The sequence below is a fragment of the Pedobacter sp. genome, assembly GCF_046462515.1.
Taxonomy (GTDB): domain Bacteria; phylum Bacteroidota; class Bacteroidia; order Sphingobacteriales; family Sphingobacteriaceae; genus Pedobacter.
In genome coordinates, this window is the sequence record NZ_JBKGVD010000009.1 from 238096 (window position 1) to 254372 (window position 16277).

General features: G+C 39.6%; 11 protein-coding genes. 7 read left to right on the forward strand and 4 right to left on the reverse strand.

Annotated features, from left to right (window positions below):
- The first annotated feature begins 11 nt into the window (after positions 1-11).
- Genes ACLHG9_RS13035 through ACLHG9_RS13060 form a run of 6 tightly spaced genes read left to right on the forward strand, consistent with a single transcriptional unit; the run spans position 12 to position 9787 of the window.
- Positions 12-3827 carry a hypothetical protein gene (locus tag ACLHG9_RS13035; protein ID WP_410221938.1) on the forward strand — a complete coding sequence of 1272 codons (3816 nt, stop codon included), beginning with the start codon at positions 12-14 and terminating at the stop codon, positions 3825-3827.
- Positions 3824-4237 (forward strand): hypothetical protein, encoded by a 414-nt coding sequence (locus ACLHG9_RS13040; RefSeq protein ID WP_410221939.1) that lies wholly within the window; start codon positions 3824-3826, stop codon positions 4235-4237. Before ACLHG9_RS13035 ends, ACLHG9_RS13040 begins: the two co-directional genes overlap by 4 nt.
- Entirely contained in the window at positions 4237-7794 is a 3558-nt protein-coding gene (locus tag ACLHG9_RS13045; protein WP_410221940.1) for a hypothetical protein, read from the forward strand. Before ACLHG9_RS13040 ends, ACLHG9_RS13045 begins: the two co-directional genes overlap by 1 nt.
- A 3-nt stretch (positions 7795-7797) precedes the next feature.
- Positions 7798-9033 (forward strand): hypothetical protein, encoded by a 1236-nt coding sequence (locus tag ACLHG9_RS13050; RefSeq protein ID WP_410221941.1) that lies wholly within the window; start codon positions 7798-7800, stop codon positions 9031-9033.
- Between the two features lie 8 nt (positions 9034-9041).
- Positions 9042-9404 carry a hypothetical protein gene (locus ACLHG9_RS13055; protein WP_410221942.1) on the forward strand — a complete coding sequence of 121 codons (363 nt, stop codon included), beginning with the start codon at positions 9042-9044 and terminating at the stop codon, positions 9402-9404.
- Positions 9405-9409: 5 nt separating this feature from the next.
- The gene (locus ACLHG9_RS13060) at positions 9410-9787 is read left to right on the forward strand and encodes a hypothetical protein (RefSeq protein ID WP_410221943.1); all 378 of its coding nucleotides are present in this window, start codon (positions 9410-9412) and stop codon (positions 9785-9787) included.
- A 71-nt stretch (positions 9788-9858) separates the two neighbouring features.
- On the opposite strand, the gene ACLHG9_RS13065 is transcribed toward ACLHG9_RS13060, so the two are convergent.
- The 4 genes from ACLHG9_RS13065 to ACLHG9_RS13080 all read right to left on the reverse strand — a co-directional run bounded on the left by ACLHG9_RS13065 (position 9859) and on the right by ACLHG9_RS13080 (position 15252).
- Complete coding sequence (locus tag ACLHG9_RS13065; RefSeq protein ID WP_410221944.1) at positions 9859-10749, reverse strand: carboxypeptidase-like regulatory domain-containing protein; 891 nt, start codon at positions 10747-10749, stop codon at positions 9859-9861.
- A 293-nt stretch (positions 10750-11042) separates the two neighbouring features.
- Positions 11043-12881 carry a glutamine--fructose-6-phosphate transaminase (isomerizing) gene (gene glmS, locus ACLHG9_RS13070; RefSeq protein ID WP_410221945.1) on the reverse strand — a complete coding sequence of 613 codons (1839 nt, stop codon included), beginning with the start codon at positions 12879-12881 and terminating at the stop codon, positions 11043-11045.
- Between the two features lie 85 nt (positions 12882-12966).
- Positions 12967-14409 (reverse strand): DUF4270 domain-containing protein, encoded by a 1443-nt coding sequence (locus tag ACLHG9_RS13075; protein WP_410221946.1) that lies wholly within the window; start codon positions 14407-14409, stop codon positions 12967-12969.
- Positions 14410-14427: 18 nt separating this feature from the next.
- The gene (locus tag ACLHG9_RS13080; protein ID WP_410221947.1) at positions 14428-15252 is read right to left on the reverse strand and encodes a glycogen/starch synthase; all 825 of its coding nucleotides are present in this window, start codon (positions 15250-15252) and stop codon (positions 14428-14430) included.
- 153 nt (positions 15253-15405) lie between these two features.
- Here ACLHG9_RS13080 and panC point away from each other — a divergent pair, with 153 nt between their 5' ends.
- Entirely contained in the window at positions 15406-16254 is an 849-nt protein-coding gene (gene panC, locus ACLHG9_RS13085; protein WP_410221948.1) for a pantoate--beta-alanine ligase, read from the forward strand.
- Positions 16255-16277 lie beyond the last annotated feature (23 nt).

A 16277-nucleotide genomic window follows, 5' to 3' on the forward strand; every position in this document is an offset into this window, starting at 1 on the left:
ACAGAGAGCTAATGGACAATCTTAGATTAGGTATTGAATTTCCGATAGATAATGACCGCTTGCGTCAGGAAAGCGCAGAAAGTAAGCGGATCATCAGTGGTGTTGGAGATACTGCAACTGATGTACAGAACAGGGTACAGCAGAACATGCAAAAGTCTTTTGACATGAGCAAACGCGAGTCCTCTCTTTCAAAAGATGAACAGGCCATGTTCAAGAAAAGACAGGCCGAAAAAGAAGCTTTTTATAAACAGGCTGCAGAAAAGATCATAGCTTATGAACAAGAGATCAACCGTTTGACCAAAGCTGGTAAAAAAGGCTTTGACGAAATGGGCAATGCCATACCTAAATTTGATAAACCACTTGGCCTTATAAACCGTCTGGCCTATGCGGCGGAGCTTTACAGGAAAGCAGTTGCATCAGCTATAAACCCCGAACTGATTGCTAAGTATAACAGAAAGTTAGAGGAGACCGAGCAAAAGATAAATCAGCTTAAGAATGTAGGCAAAAAGGGTTTTGATGAGATTGGAAACGCTATTCCAATAAGTAAGGCAGAAAGGTTCAAAGAGATATTGTCCGGTGTATTAAGCGCTCTCGGTGTAACTTTCAGCATACAACAGGTGGTTGAATTTGGAAAGGAACTGTTCAATGTTGCCCAAAAAGCAGAGGGTATAGAACTTGCTTTTGCCAAAATAGGCAATGGAAAGGATCTTGAAAAGTTAAGAGCTGCTACAAAAGGCACTGTTAGTGATCTTGATTTAGTAGCTGTAGCGGTTCGGGCGGATAAATTTAAGATCCCCATGGATACCTTGGCCATGGGACTTGCTTTTGCACGCCAGCAGGCCAAGGATATGGGCGGGGATGTTGATTATATGGTCAACAGCTTTGTTGATGGGTTAGGCCGTAAATCTACCATGATCTTGGATAACCTCGGTATCTCAGCAGCAGCTGTATCTGAACAGATCAAAAAAACAGGGGACTTCTCAAAAGCTGTAGGTAATGTTATCAAAGAAGAAATGGCAAAAGGAGGGGTTGAGGTAGACACCTTATCAGAAAAAACCTCGCGGTTAGCTGCTTTTTGGGACAACCTGAAGACTACCGTTGCCAATACATTCAATACCGGGCGCTTGGACATGGAACGGATAGGCAATATGACCAAGGCAGGTACCTTGGACATGGGACATTATAGGTATGAAACCCGTCTCGACATTATTGAAAAGCAATCAAAAAAAGTAAGGGATCTGGCCGCACAGAGACTGGACCTCGAGAAGAAAATAGCTACCATTGGCCCTGCCGCCGACGAAGCAATGATGAAAACATCATTTGAACGGCGGTTAAAAGATATAAAGGAGCAGGAACAGGCCCAGAACAACATCTATCAATCGATGCAAAAGCAGCACCAGCAGCTCAATGAACAGCATAGGATATCTAAAGGTATATTATCTGTGGAAGAGTTAAGGCTTGCTGCCGAAGAAAAACGTGCCCGTGCAAAAGACCTGGTCATCCGTACTGCGTATGACGCCGAATATGTAAAAAGACTTTACCGTGAAGCTGATGAGATTGATGAAAAAATAGCAAAGATTACGGGTAAGGCAGAAAAAAAGCAGGAAGCGGCCTATGCAAAAAGTTTGGAATCATACAGGCTGATGAAACAAAAGATCGATGAGGTCAACGCCAAATATGAAGCCAGATCTATGTCAAAAAATGATACCGAAGTCCAAGAGGTCCGCAATGAATTTATTAAACTGTCAGAAGAAGTAGACGCTTTCAATAAAAAGCGTAAAAATATGCTAAAGGTTGATGGCACTGGCCTTACCGCTACAATGAACAAGGCAATAACTGACCTTAGGTATAGACAGGAGACAGAGGCATTAAAAGTGGCGCTTGAAAAACAAAAACAACTTTACCAAGACTTTGAGGAGTATAAATTAACTTTTGGGGAGGCAAAGGCAAAAGAACGGTTTAAAAACGAAATCAATGTCAACAGCTCCTATTTAACGACCTTGCAGACTGCTTATGCAATTGCTTCGGCACAGAATGTTAAGTCCGGTGGTCGGGGAACCACGTCAGATCGATTAAAAGCATTAAAGACAGATATTGATGCTGCTGAGAAATCAGAGCGGCAGCGTTACGACAACCTGCTGAAGGACCTGCTGAGCTATGAGCAGAAACGTACGATCTTGGTCGAAAATTACCAAAAGAACCGTACACTCCTTGTAGAAAAAGGCAAAACAAGCGAGGTAACCGTTTTAGACCAGATCCACAAAGAAGCCCTCGGCAGGCTTGATGATGAGAATACGCAAAAACTTGATGCCTATAAAAAGCTGTTTTTAGGAATAGAAGATCTGAGCGATAAAGCTGCTGCAAAAGTAATTGCTGATGCAAGATCAATGCTTAAAAAGCTGGTTGAAAATGGTACTATATCTGTTGAACTGGCAAAGCAAATTTCAGATAAACTAAAAGAAAGCCAGAAATCTTTAGATGACCGCTTACCGCAACGCCTACAGAAGTTAGGGGGCGAGCTTAAGAACATCGCTGGGTTGGTTGGCGATGTTGAGTGGGGTAAATGGGTTGCTGCTACGGGCGATGTGCTTAGTGGACTTGGTAATATTAAGGAGCAAGTTAATACTATACAAAAAAACTGGGGAGAATGGTCAACAATGGATAAAATTGGCGCAGGTTTTGGACTATTCGGATCTTTCATAAGTTTAGGAGATACCATTTCCAGTTTATTCAACCGTGGTTCTCAAGCTGCTTTAGAGCAGGCCCGCTATGCCAGTGACCTGCAGATCAAACAGACAGAAGCCTTGACAAAGGCTTTAGACCGCCAATTAGCATTGATAAAAGAAGTTTACGGCATCGAGCGCATTACTAAATATACAGAAGCTATTGGTAACATTGGAACTGCAACCAATAAGGCAAAAGAGGATTTATCTCAATTATTCGCACTTACAGGAGATAAACAGATTGATGACCTTTTAAAGAAATGGAACGAAACACTTGGTAAAGGTTGGAGCGGTCAAGATAGGATAATCTTTAATAAGCTTTGGGATAGCGGTCAGCTGGGACAATATCGCATAGCCGTAAACGATTTAACCGCTCTTCAGAAGTTATTGGATGAGGGCAAGCTCGATGAAAAGGCTGCAGCACTGGCAAGGACCATTCTGGATCTGGCCGAAAAAGAAAGAGAGGCTACCAACGCCATTAAGGAGGGCTTAACAGGGACGGGCTTTGAAGAGTTGGCAGATGGTATATTTGATGCGATTGTTGACGGTGCAAATAATGGTGCTAAGAGCTTCGAGGAGATTATGCGCAAGGCAATGTTAAATTCTCTCAAGTCATCAGAACTTACCGCACAAATACAAAAATTCTATGATGACTTTGCTAATGCGAATAAGAACGGATTAGATGATGCAAAAATAGCTGAATTACGCGCCCAATACGATGCAATCGTAGCCAAGGGCAAAGCAGATGCGGCAGCTATGGAGAAAATCACAGGGATATCACTTCAAGATCAAAGTAGCACCACAAATTCATTATCAGGCGCATATAGATCGGCAAGTCAGGAAAGCATAGACCTATTGGCAGGGCAGACAGGCGGTTTTAGATTAGCGCAGTTAGAAGGTAACGAGCTTTTAAAGGTAAGTAATCAGAACATGTTGCAACAGTTGGTAGAATTAAAAGCCATGCAGCTTACTCAAAAGGAGATTGAGGTAAACACCAGGAATACAGCCGAAAATACCGGGGAGATAAAACAGGACATCAAAAAGCTTAACGATACCATTCAAAGTGTTTACAACAGCCTAAGGAGCACGGGGAGGTTACCATGACAGATAATATTTTACTTAATGATACCAATGCCTCGGCAATGGGTATTTTCTTCGTTGATGGCATCTATAGAGAGCTGTTGAAAATGGCGAAGCTCAAGCCGGGCTTAACACAGGACTGGATGGATGAGGATGGTACAGAGCGGGACGATACCAATCTGTACTATGAAAGCAGGGTTCTTAATCTACAAGTATTGTTGATAGGTTCAAATGAGACCGATCTATTAACCAAGTTTCAGGCATTTAAAGACTTTTTAATGAATGGTTATTTTATGCTTAAATGCCAAAAACTGAACAGGCAGTACAAACTCCTATATAGCGATATGACCAATGTAGATTGGCAACCGGAGTTCGTAGCCTTTACGCTTACTTTAATTGATGATTTTCCCCAACTGACAATACCTTACACATAATGCATATCATAAAACGTGGCAACACAGACATATTGAATATCAAAGCATCCGGAACGCTCACAAAGAGGTATATGGATGCCTCTGTAGTGCAGATGAGTTTTACGCTTACAGATCAATTTGATTTTGCCATAGGCGATAGTGTAATTGTTCACGGCCAGAGATTTTACCTTAACAAAATACCTTTGTTAATCCAACAGAGCAGCTTTAAATATGATTATACGGCCACTTTTGAGGCTCGGTATTATGATCTTTCAAAGGTTATCTTCTGTCAGTATGATGAGAACAATGAGCTGACAGAGGGATCGTTCTCTTTAATGGCCACGGCTAACGTATTTCTGGATCTGATTATCAAGAATGCTAACCGAGACCAAAGTGGATGGGAAGCAGGAACCGTAGATAATACCAAAGCTAAAAACCTGACTTTCTCGGCCAATACCAAATGCCTTACGGCACTGGCACAGGTTGCAGAGGCTTTTGAGCTTGAATATTGGGAAGAGAACCAGGTATTACATCTAACCAAAAAAGGGTCACCAAGCGGATTGACATTCTCGTACGGTAAAGGTAACGGGTTCTATAACATAGCCCGGTCTAATGAGAATGATGCGGCCATCACTACCGTTGTTTATGCAAGAGGTGGTACCCAGAACATCCCTAATAATTATCGTAACTATTCTTCACGTCTAAAAATGCCTGCATCAGCAGGTGTTAGACTTACTGCAAATACAGAGTTATATGGCTATAACGAAGAGTGGCTTGAGAATAATGATATATTCCCTAAACGCCTGGGCACGGTATCAGCGATTAATGGACATCTTAAATTTAAAGATGCCGATATCGACTTTGATGTTAACCAACAGCTCATGCCGGGTGTTTCAGCGAAGATAACATTCCAGACAGGCCAGCTTGCTGGTTATGAATTGGAACTTACCAATTATAACCATGCAACTAAAGAGTTTACCTTAAAAGTAAATGCCGACGAAAAAGCGTTAGAAGTACCGAGTGCCATATTACATGCCGTTATCGGCGATCAATATGTGCTGCATGATATCATAATGCCAGCCAGCTACATATCAGCAGCAGAGCAGGAGCTATATGACTGGGCATTGGCCTATCTTCAGAAAAACAGTATCCCAAGGGTATCTGTACAGCCTACCGCAGACAGGTTATATTTTAAAAAACAGGCTATTGCTTTATCTCTTGGAGATACAGCTAATATTGTCGCTCCTAAGCTTGGGATTAATAGAGAACTCCGCATTTTAGGTTATACCCAAGATATTAACGACCGATATAATTATATAAGCTTAGAATTTGCTGAAACAGCTTTGCCACGGGCCATCAATAGAATTGTTGCCCGAGCAGAAAAGGTTGACAATGCCATCCGTATCAATAACCTCTTAAATCCTGCCAAAGCCCGTAACAACTGGCGGACTACTCAGGAGCTGACGACAATGTTAGATACTCTGCGGGCTGAGATGCTATTAATAACCGTTGCGGGCGCTGCCTATGATACTGATGTTACCGCCATTGTTAACGATGCCAATTTTGTTACAACAGCAGGCCAGCTACAGCACGCTCAATATACAGATAATGGCGGTGCATGGGCTGTTGATGCAGCTGTTTTGGCATTACCAGCTAACGTGCCTTATTACGTTTATTTTAAAGCCTCACAAGTTGAAGCCACGGCAACTATCGTTTTGTCTGAAGTAAAAATTGGCGTTGAAGATATAGTTGGTTTTTACCATTTTCCTTACGGTATAATCAGTTCAATTATTGACGGCACCCGTGTATTTACATCTACGAAAGGTTATACACGCATAACTGGAGATAACGTAACAACGGGCAAGATCAGCGCAACCAATGGCACAACTGTGCTGGATTTGGATAATGCCGTTTTTGATGTTGCGGGTAACGCTGGCATAAGCGGTAACGGTGCGCTTAATACGAGCATTAGGTTTTGGGCTGGTGCTGCGTTCGCAGATCGTAATATAGCACCATTTAGGGTTGACCATGCAGGCCGCCTATTTGCTACAAATGCAACCATAAGCGGACATATCGAAGCTACCTCAGGTAGTATAGCTGGCGTTAGTATTTCAGCCGGAGACCAATTTTCGCTAAACGGCACAAAGGTTAAAATTTTACCTGATAAAGGTCTAAGAGTATTAGACGGTGGTTATTTAAGCATACCCAAAGTACCTGCTCCTATAGAAGACATGCCTATTGGCGAATATTGCCTTGTGATGAGAGAGGCGGTTGGAGGCATAACCCCGGTTAATGTAATAGCAAGGCTCGGTGATCTTTTAGACGTTGATACTACAGGAGATGCAGAATGGGTATTGTACAAAAAAAATGATGGAACATTCGGGTTTAAGGCAGCATCAGGCGGACCGGGTCCTGATGTGTACTCTAAATCAGAGATAAATGCTTTTTTTGGCGGAGTTACTCCGATAACGGGGTACAATAAAGCGAATTGGGATGCTGCTTATTCATGGGGAAACCATGCTACAGCAGGTTATGCTATGGCAAATGGGTCCAATGCTTTTGGAGTATGGAATATTAGCTCCTCAAAGTGGGGCGGGATAACTGCTGATTTTTTAACGCCGGGCACATCATTATCATATATACTTGGGCTAGACAACACAGATAAAGGAAAGTATTTTAGTTCAGCATACGTACAAGCTTTTGTGGGCCTAAACAATGGATCAACACTTACTAATAGCATCAGCGGTAATGCTTTGACTTCTACAACAGCATATAGCGCAGATAGATTTGCTGGCATTGGTTATGAAGGAGCATTATTAAACCCTCCTATTTATTTGATGGGGTTCAATGGTGTAACCAGCCGTTTTGGAGTTGTAGATGCGGCGCAGACAAAAGCATTTTTAGGATTACCTGCTTCAGGAGGTTATGACCTGCAAGGAGTTACGAACAGGGGAGCAACAACAACCAATAGCATTACCGTTGGCACTAATATTACTGTTAAAGGAGTTACGCCTTTTATTCAGTTCAACAACTTCTCAGACGTAGGCTTAGGGTATATCCAACAGAATGCTGCAGGGATTGAATATTATACAACTACTGGAGGGCATAAATTCAGACAAAAGGTTTTTTCCAGTTTTTTTGGAATACCAAGCGGCAATGGGGCTAATGAATTTGAATTAGGTTCCAACAGCTCAGGAGGTGGAAGTTTTTACATATATGATATAAATAACGGTCGCTACCGCCTCAATATTCTTAATAATGGATATGTAGGTATCGGGACTTACGAGCCGCTTCAAAAATTCGTTGTGTCAAATAACGGAGCTTTAGGTTTGGAAATTTACGACGATAGCGCTAACGGGGCTTTCGGCATCCAGGTTTACAACAGATCTTCTCCCGGTTATGGTATTTTAAAAATAGATGCCAGTCAGGTTGTTATCAGCACTAATGTTCTATTGGCCAATAACAAGATGACAGCTAAGCATATTGAGGCTACAGCCGCACTTAGAGTTCCGAAAGTAGAATTGGATCCAGCAGATATGGTACCTGGCGAGTATTACTTAAGGATTAGAGAGTTATAAGATATGGCAGCACCAAACACAGCATATTATAAGAACGATACAGTAAGGGTAGAGTTTCCAATGGTCGGTGTAAGTCTTACAGACTTGCACTATCCGGTATTGGCCACAGCATACCCAACCCCTGATGATTTTAAGGCACTATTCTATTGCGATTATCTGATAGAGATTTTCTATGTTATCGAGGGCGGCGTAAAAAAATACCTCCTTGCGGCTGGGTGCGATGAGGGCTCGGCAAATTATAGGCTGCACAATCCGAATAGCATAGCACAGCTTGAGCCTTACATTAGACCGGGAACAGCATTAACAAAGCGGAAAATAATCTTATTCAAAGATGGTGGATTAAACCCGTATGCTTTATGTAAGATTTTATTGCTGAAAACAAGGTTTTCAAATCGTCTGAAGATTGATATGTTACTTAAGTCAACATTTTATGCCGATACAACTGCATGGGGTTTTGAATATCGCAAACAGGGTGCAGCCTCATGGTCAGATTATCCAATCAACACATTTTTGCCAGCCAAAAACGAGCTAAATCAGGAGGTAGTTATTTATCCCAACTTAACGGCTAATACAGTATCAGAAATCCGGATGTATTCAGTGAACGATCAGGGCAAGTATTATGAGCTACCTCATGTATTTACAGTTTTAGATGCCCTTCACGAATTTCAGGCACTTAAAAGATCAACGGCCTGTAACTCTGCAGGGCAGGTTGCGGTTGATATTTTTATGCTGGAGGCGGATTATGAGAAAATACCGCTATTAACAGATGACAGCCAGCAATTGGATATCTATGCTTATGAGGATGATGAATTTAATCAGCATTTAGAGGACGGCTATTATTGGGGCATAATAGATGATTACGCTATAGTTTGTGCAAGTGGTCAGTTCATTCAAAGAGTTTACTGCAGCCCTCCAGCTCCTGATAAGAAAGTTTACATCTACATAGCTGTGCACGGGGATGGAACGGCTTACGTCAATGCTGTTAGACCTGAGAACGTTGGTACACCAGCATTAAAAATTCAGGGTACTGTTGCCGCTAAAGACGAGAACGATAATGCAATTGGCTACTTCGATTTTGAGGTAATTGTTCCCGCTGGGCAGTATAATGGAAACAATACCGTTGCTCATTCCCTTGATTACCCGGCAACATTATACTATAGTGTGTTTGGCCAGCATGATGTTAACGGCAACATAACCAATACTGAGATTTATGCGGAAGCAAATTACGAAGAAATATAAATATTAACATGGAACCATTTAAAGCAATATTAGCGGAATCGCAAGGCGAGGAAACTGTAGCAGTGGCGACTGCTGAAAACATCACGTTCAATTTTTCGATGCCCGATGCTGAAACAGCGATCTCGGACGGAAACTTTACAATTGGCGGGAACCTAAAGCTTAAGCTGCTCAACGGCAGTACAACATCCGCCACGATGCCGACCATTAGCAAGCGGCTTAAAGATTTAGCAGTCGTTATCTCAAACATGCCTGCTGGAGCCGAAAAAACAAAAGCACAGGCAGAGTATGACAACTGGAGCAATATGATGACTACCATTAGATCAGCTATTGCCAGCGCATTAAAAACTAATTATGAACTTAATAACCCTTAAATAAAATGAAAATTACACGAGGAGAACTGTCAACATTATCAGCAATAATTGGCAAGTGTACAATAAAGAGTATAGGAAGTGAATTATTCTTTCCTGTGATCAAATTAAAGGCAGCACTATCAGTAAATGTAACAGAGAGTCAAAGCTTATTAAAGTCTATCTATGAAGAATGCGGTATTACAGAAGATAATTATAAAATTCTCAGCGATAGTCAAGGTAAAGAATTAATGGCGAGCGAGAAAAAATTAAACGAAGATGTCGTTGATTTTTCTGATACGCACCTATTAAATGCCGATCAGTTTTTGCTTTTTTCAGACGAAAACCCAAAGCTTAACACAGCAGAGTTGGAATTTTTATACAAGTGGTTGGTAGGCGTTAAATAAACGCCCCTCAATTAGGGCTTTTGTTATTTTTAATTACCTTTGAAATGTTATTTAATTTTGTACAATTCGATTTATATTATTGTACAAGTTGTTTTGGCGATTATACTTATTGCTAAAGCATTGGCTACAGCAATATTTTTATAATCAGTATACTGGTATGCATCTAATGTTTTAGGTAACCTGTTTGGAGAAGACCATCCAGACCAATAATTGTAAGAAATAGAAGGTTTTCCTGTTTTTCCCTTTTTAGTGGTAATAAAAACAACCCCATTTGCAGCTCTACTTCCATATATAGCTGTTGCGGCTGCATCTTTTGCTATGTCAATGGTTTCAATATCATTAGGGTTAATAGAGGCTAAAGCATTACCCCCTGCATTTGTACTGCTGTAATCCCCTGTTTGAGCTACAACACCATCTACTACAATTAGGGGTTGAGAACTTAGAGAAATGGAGTTTGTACCGCGTATTCTGAATACCGGGGGAGCGTTGAGAACCCCGCTCGGAACAGTTATCTGCACACCTGTTGCTCTACCTCCTAAAGATTGCTCAAATGATTGGGTTGGACGCTGGGCTATATCCGCACCTTTTAAAGATACGGTACTTCCCGTTACGTCTCCCCTTTTTTGAACCCCATACCCTGTTACAACAACTTCGCTTAATAGCTTAGAGTTAGATGCTAAAGAGATATTTATTACAGTTCTGGAATTAATCTCTACCGTTTGAGAATCGTATCCGATGGATGTTATCTCTAAGGTAGTTACAGATCTGGGTATGGATAAGGAGAATTTACCATTTGGATCGGTAGAAACGCCAATATTGGCTCCTTTTGCTTTTACGCTTACTCCGGGTATCGGTAATCCGTCTTCTTTTGAAGTAACCGTACCAGTAATTGTTCTGTTTTGCGCCATTACCGTAGAGGTAAATAGTAGCAAAATGAACAAACTCTGTAGAAGTTTTTTCATGAAATTTAAATTTAGGTTTAGTTAATAGTTTGATTAATAGAAATAAACTTAATGAATAAATTAATGTAACACAAATTTTATTTAAAAATGACTGTTAAATGCTTGATTTTTCAATTAAAAAACAAGTTGAAAAGAATATATTTATATATCCAAAACTTAATTCTTATTCCAAAATGGGTTTAAGATATTTTTTATGTATAGATGAGAACATTAATAACAGCCGTTATTGATATTGCAAGAGGAGGAAAGAAGGATAAAGAATAAAAAATCCCCTGAATTTTCAGGGGATTTTTTTATTCTACAGTAACGGATTTTGCCAGATTTCGGGGCTGATCTACATTGCACCCCCGCATTACAGCAATATGATAAGATAATAACTGTAAAGGTATGGTTGCTAACAATGGTAGAAATGCTTCCTGCGATTCGGGAATTTCTATACAGTAATCGGCCATTCGCTTTACTTCTACATCGCCTTCTGTTACAATAGCAATAATTACACCTTTACGAGCTTTAACCTCTTGTATATTGCTGATTACCTTTTCATAGGATGAATTTTTAGTAGCAATAAAAATAACCGGCATTTCTTCGTCTATTAAAGCAATTGGTCCGTGTTTCATTTCTGCTGCCGGATAGCCTTCTGCATGTATATAAGAAATCTCTTTTAATTTAAGCGCACCTTCTAATGCAACAGGAAAACCATACCCCCTACCTAAAAACAGACAATTTCTCGAATCTTTAAATTTAGCTGAAATGGTTTTGATCAGGTCATTAGATCTTAATGCGTCCTGAATTTTTTCGGGAATACAATCTAGTTCTGTAAGGAGCTCACGAAGTTTTGAACTACTGATTGTTCCTTTTTGCTGTGCCATATAGAAAGCCATCAGCGTAAGTACGGTTACCTGTGCTGTAAATGCTTTGGTAGAAGCTACTCCGATTTCAGGACCAGCATGTGTGTAAACGCCTGCATGCGTAATTCTCGGGATAGAGGCACCTACAACATTACAAACACCAAATATAGTTGCCCCTTTTTCTTTTGCCATTTCAATGGCGGCCATTGTATCGGCGGTTTCTCCGGATTGCGAAATGGCGATTACAATATCTTTTTCGGTTATGATAGGATTCCGGTACCTGAATTCTGATGCATATTCTACTTCTACCGGTATACGGGCATATTCTTCGATCAAGTACTCGCCTACTAAGCCTGCATGCCACGAGGTTCCGCAAGCCACAATGATAATTCGGTCTATGTTCTTCAGCTTATCGGCATAATCTTTAATGCCGCCTAACTGCACTTTTCCTTCTTCGGGATAAATACGACCTCTCATACAATCTTTGATTGAACGAGGTTGCTCATAAATTTCTTTAAGCATAAAATGCTCGAAGCCCCCTTTCTCCAACATTTCTAACTTTAGCTCTAGCTCTTGAACATATGGAGTCTGAATAACGTTATCAAGTCTTTTTACCGTTAGATTATCTCGTTTTATAAGAGCAATTTCGTTATCATTTAGATAAATCACGTTATTGGTGTACTCTACAATAGGGGTAGCATCTGAAGCGATAAAATATTCTCCTTTACCTACACCAATGACCATGGGACTTCCTTTTCTTGCGGCAATAAGCTGATCAGGTTGCTCTTTATCCATAATAACGATGGCGTAAGCACCATTTACTTCGTTCAGCGCCAATCTTACTGCTTCAAATAAATCTATATCATGATTATTGTAAATTTCCTCTACAAGGTGGATAAGGACTTCGGTGTCCGTTTCGCTAGTAAATTGATGACCTCTGCTTAAAAGTTCTTCTTTTATTGTAGCATAATTTTCAATAATGCCATTATGTATAATGCTGAGCTTGCCACTGTTAGAGGTGTGAGGGTGAGAATTTCGGTCAGAAGGAGCTCCATGAGTTGCCCACCTGGTATGTCCCATAGCTACAGTTCCGGCAAGATCTTTCCCCTCGGCATATTGCTCTAATTCTTTCACTTTTCCCGCTTTCTTGTAAATGTTTAAATTACCATTATTAAGTAAAGCAATTCCTGCGCTGTCATATCCCCGGTACTCTAATCTCTTCAGACCTTTCAATACAATTGGCCAGGCTTCTCTAAAGCCTATATATCCTACAATTCCACACATTTGGTTATTTATTTTTGGTTAAAAAAATCGCCCTAAAGTTATGCTTTAGGGCGACAATATCAAATTCCGTGTAAAGAAAAAATTACTATTTAACCTTTGTGAGATAAATATTTAATTTCATTACATTATCGCCTGCGCTGGGGCTTTTCTTAAAAGCGCCAATTACAGAACGGGCTCCGGTACTATACGGAGGTGAAAAAACAAATTCTGAAGAAGGTGATGGGGCTAAAAATGTACCATAATCTTCTGTTTTTCCATCCAATAAATCTTGAATGTATGAAGTGATCACAAAAACATATTGCTTGGTTACCGAGTTAAAGTAGCCTCCAAAAGAACTTGGATTTGCTCGTTTATCTCCTCCCCCGTAAACTGTACCCACATCATTATCTGGCACATTCTGGCGTTGTCCTGCAATATCATATCTATATAATGCTAAGCGTTGTGCTGGTTTAAAAGGGGATACATCTGTTCCTGATTTTAGATCAATCACTAACTCTGCACGGTTTACAATTACCTTTCCTATTTCTTTTTTGAATTTAGTCAGATAAGGAAAAGATATTTTATTTCTTACGCCAGCTAGCGGTTGCAAATAGGTCTCTGTAAATTGTATTTTAGAATCTGCAGTAAGCTGAGCATCAACAGGTGTACCTGTATAGTTATGTTTTAATGTGGTAGCTACTGCAGAATTTGCAGAAGCATTAATAGGAAACCTTACAGAAACCGTATCAATACTGGTAGATGAAGCATCTGTTTTTTTTCTGTAATAAAGAACCAACCCCGTTTCAGATGAAGAAGAGTCGAAATTAAAGAACATTAGCCCCCCCTTACCAGATGAATTGCCTTTATTTACTTCAACATGCAATCCTTTAAATGCATCCTGAAAATAAGCATTACGTTTTAGAGCATTGGCAGATAAATTAAGGATGCTATTGGTAATAAAGTTGTTGTTCAGCCTTATTCTTATTTGAGGAGAAACATAGCGTAATGTATCAGGTCCGCCTGCTACAATATCAGTAACCTTATAAGGTGTAGCAGGGAAAACCTTTCCTGTATAATTTCCTACAGATGTAAGAGATTTTGAATAGCTTTTAGAGCTGAGGTAAGAACTTTCCTTGGTAAGATTGTTGCTTAACTGGTGAACGTCAAGACTATATTTAGACGTGCTATCTCCATAAAATTCTGTACTGTAGTTTAAAACTAAAACAGCAGAATCTAGAACAGCATCAGTGCCAAAACTATATTCGTCATTAGGTAAGTTCACGCTAAAAGCCAGGCTGGCATCAGTAGTTCCAAAAGTAGGATCCGTTAAAGATCCTAATGGATAACGGGTTAAGAAACTACTTGTTGAATAAGTAGGGGCATCGTCTTCTTTTATCGTTCTTGAATTAATGGTAGCTGTATCGATCAGCTCTCCATTAATTTTTGCACTAGGATCAACTTCTAAGCCAATTGTGGAGGTGTTCTGACAAGAAGAGAAAACAAAAAGACTTACTAACAAGGTTAATAAGTCTATTTTTAAAAATTTCATATATTAAATAATGCTATTTTATGCAATTGATACCAATTCTTCGCTTGTAATTTCTTCATAAAAATTAAAGAAATTATCATAATCTTGGGTCAAGTTAGGAGCTAAAGTTGGTTTATTCGAATCTTTAACAAATTTTAACACAGCTTTATCAATGTTTTCATCAGCTAAAACCACAGCATCTGAATATGTTATAGCTCCGATATGCATTGCATTGCAATCAGCATCTACAAATGGCTTAGTGTCTGCCTCTGTCATATTGCTCATCACTGCTTTTTTAGCTAAACGGTCATTCATTTTTTCTGCAAAACAATTCTCGTAAACCGAATAAATTACTTTAGAATTTTTAAAAGCAGGATCATGCTTATAAGTTGTTTTGATATACGCAGGTACTAAAGCAGACATCCAGCCGTGGCAGTGTACAATATCAGGAGACCAACCTAGCTTTTTAACGGTTTCTAACGCCCCTTTACAGAAGAAAATAGAACGTTCATCGTTATCATCAAAAAATACGTTATCCTTATCCCTGAACACATGTTTACGCTGGAAATAATCTTCATTATCCAGAAAATAAACTTGCATGCGAGCTGCAGGTATTGATGCTACTTTTATAATTAAAGGATTATCATTGTCATCTATTATGATATTCATTCCCGATAAACGAATTACCTCGTGTAATCTGTTTCTCCTTTCATTGATGTTACCAAACCTTGGCATTAAGATGCGGATTTCAAACCCTTTATCTTGCATTGCTTGGGGTAATTGACGGGTAATTTCTGAAATCTTGCTAAGTTCGAGGAAAGGCGCCATTTCGTGGGTAACAATCAGTAGCTTCGTTTTTGCCATCTCCATATTAATGTATTTTAAATTATTGTTAATTTAAAGATTATCAAGGTGCAAAGGTACGAATTATATTAGTATTTATCAATAAAATAGGCAATAGGCTTTGTAGTTTTTGTAGAAATAACCAATTTAGTACCCTATTTAACTAAATCAAATTTGGAAGTAACACAAACCAGAGCAGCGTTGCAAGAGGCGCTGGCTAAACTTAAAAAAGCAGAAAGTACCGTTGCTTTAGTGCCAACAATGGGCGCATTGCATGATGGGCATATATCGTTAATTAACGAGGCGAAGAAAGAAGCAGACATTGTGGTGTGTAGTATTTTTGTAAACCCGACGCAATTTACGGATCCTAAAGACCTTGAGAAATATCCTCGCCCCCTTGAGCATGATATTAATATGTTGAAGAAAGCTGGATGTGATGTAGTGTTTATGCCTTCTGTAAAAGAAATGTATCCTGATTTTCCGCAACCCGAAGACTGGTATATTGATTTAGGAGAAGCAGAATTTCTTCTTGAAGGAGAATTTAGAAAAGGTCATTACCAAGGGGTAACTCAGATTGTATATAAGCTTTTTAAGGTTGTAGAGCCAGATATTGCTCTTTTCGGTCAGAAAGATTATCAGCAGGTGCTTATGATTAAGACAATGGTTCAAAAGCTTGATTTGCCGGTTAAAATTATAACCTGCCCTATTATTAGAGAAAAAGAAGGGTTGGCCATGAGCTCAAGAAATGTACATTTAAGTGAAAAGGATAGAAAAAACGCATTAGTGCTTAGCAAGGCTCTGCAATATATTAAAGATAACTACGATACCTTAGATATTAATACCTTGCTTGAACATGCAAAACAAATGATGGTTGCTACGGAACATGTTGAATTAGATTATTTAACCATAGCTAATGGCGAAACACTACATCCGCTTAAACAGAAAGCGCTAAAAAATGTGGTAGCTCTTGTGGCTGCAAAAGTTGGAGAAACGCGTTTAATAGACAATATGATTATTAATTAGATTAAAGGTTTACTAAAATTTAA

What these genes read in the sequence shown, in the direction of transcription:
- ACLHG9_RS13035 (WP_410221938.1), top strand. Translation starts at nt 12, where the DNA reads ATGGACAATCTTAGATTAGGTATTGAATTTCCGATAGATAATGACCGC.
- ACLHG9_RS13040 (WP_410221939.1), top strand. Translation starts at nt 3,824, where the DNA reads ATGACAGATAATATTTTACTTAATGATACCAATGCCTCGGCAATGGGT.
- ACLHG9_RS13045 (WP_410221940.1), top strand. Translation starts at nt 4,237, where the DNA reads ATGCATATCATAAAACGTGGCAACACAGACATATTGAATATCAAAGCA.
- ACLHG9_RS13050 (WP_410221941.1), top strand. Translation starts at nt 7,798, where the DNA reads ATGGCAGCACCAAACACAGCATATTATAAGAACGATACAGTAAGGGTA.
- ACLHG9_RS13055 (WP_410221942.1), top strand. Translation starts at nt 9,042, where the DNA reads ATGGAACCATTTAAAGCAATATTAGCGGAATCGCAAGGCGAGGAAACT.
- ACLHG9_RS13060 (WP_410221943.1), top strand. Translation starts at nt 9,410, where the DNA reads ATGAAAATTACACGAGGAGAACTGTCAACATTATCAGCAATAATTGGC.
- ACLHG9_RS13065 (WP_410221944.1), bottom strand. Translation starts at nt 10,749, where the DNA reads ATGAAAAAACTTCTACAGAGTTTGTTCATTTTGCTACTATTTACCTCT.
- glmS (WP_410221945.1), bottom strand. Translation starts at nt 12,881, where the DNA reads ATGTGTGGAATTGTAGGATATATAGGCTTTAGAGAAGCCTGGCCAATT.
- ACLHG9_RS13075 (WP_410221946.1), bottom strand. Translation starts at nt 14,409, where the DNA reads ATGAAATTTTTAAAAATAGACTTATTAACCTTGTTAGTAAGTCTTTTT.
- ACLHG9_RS13080 (WP_410221947.1), bottom strand. Translation starts at nt 15,252, where the DNA reads ATGGCAAAAACGAAGCTACTGATTGTTACCCACGAAATGGCGCCTTTC.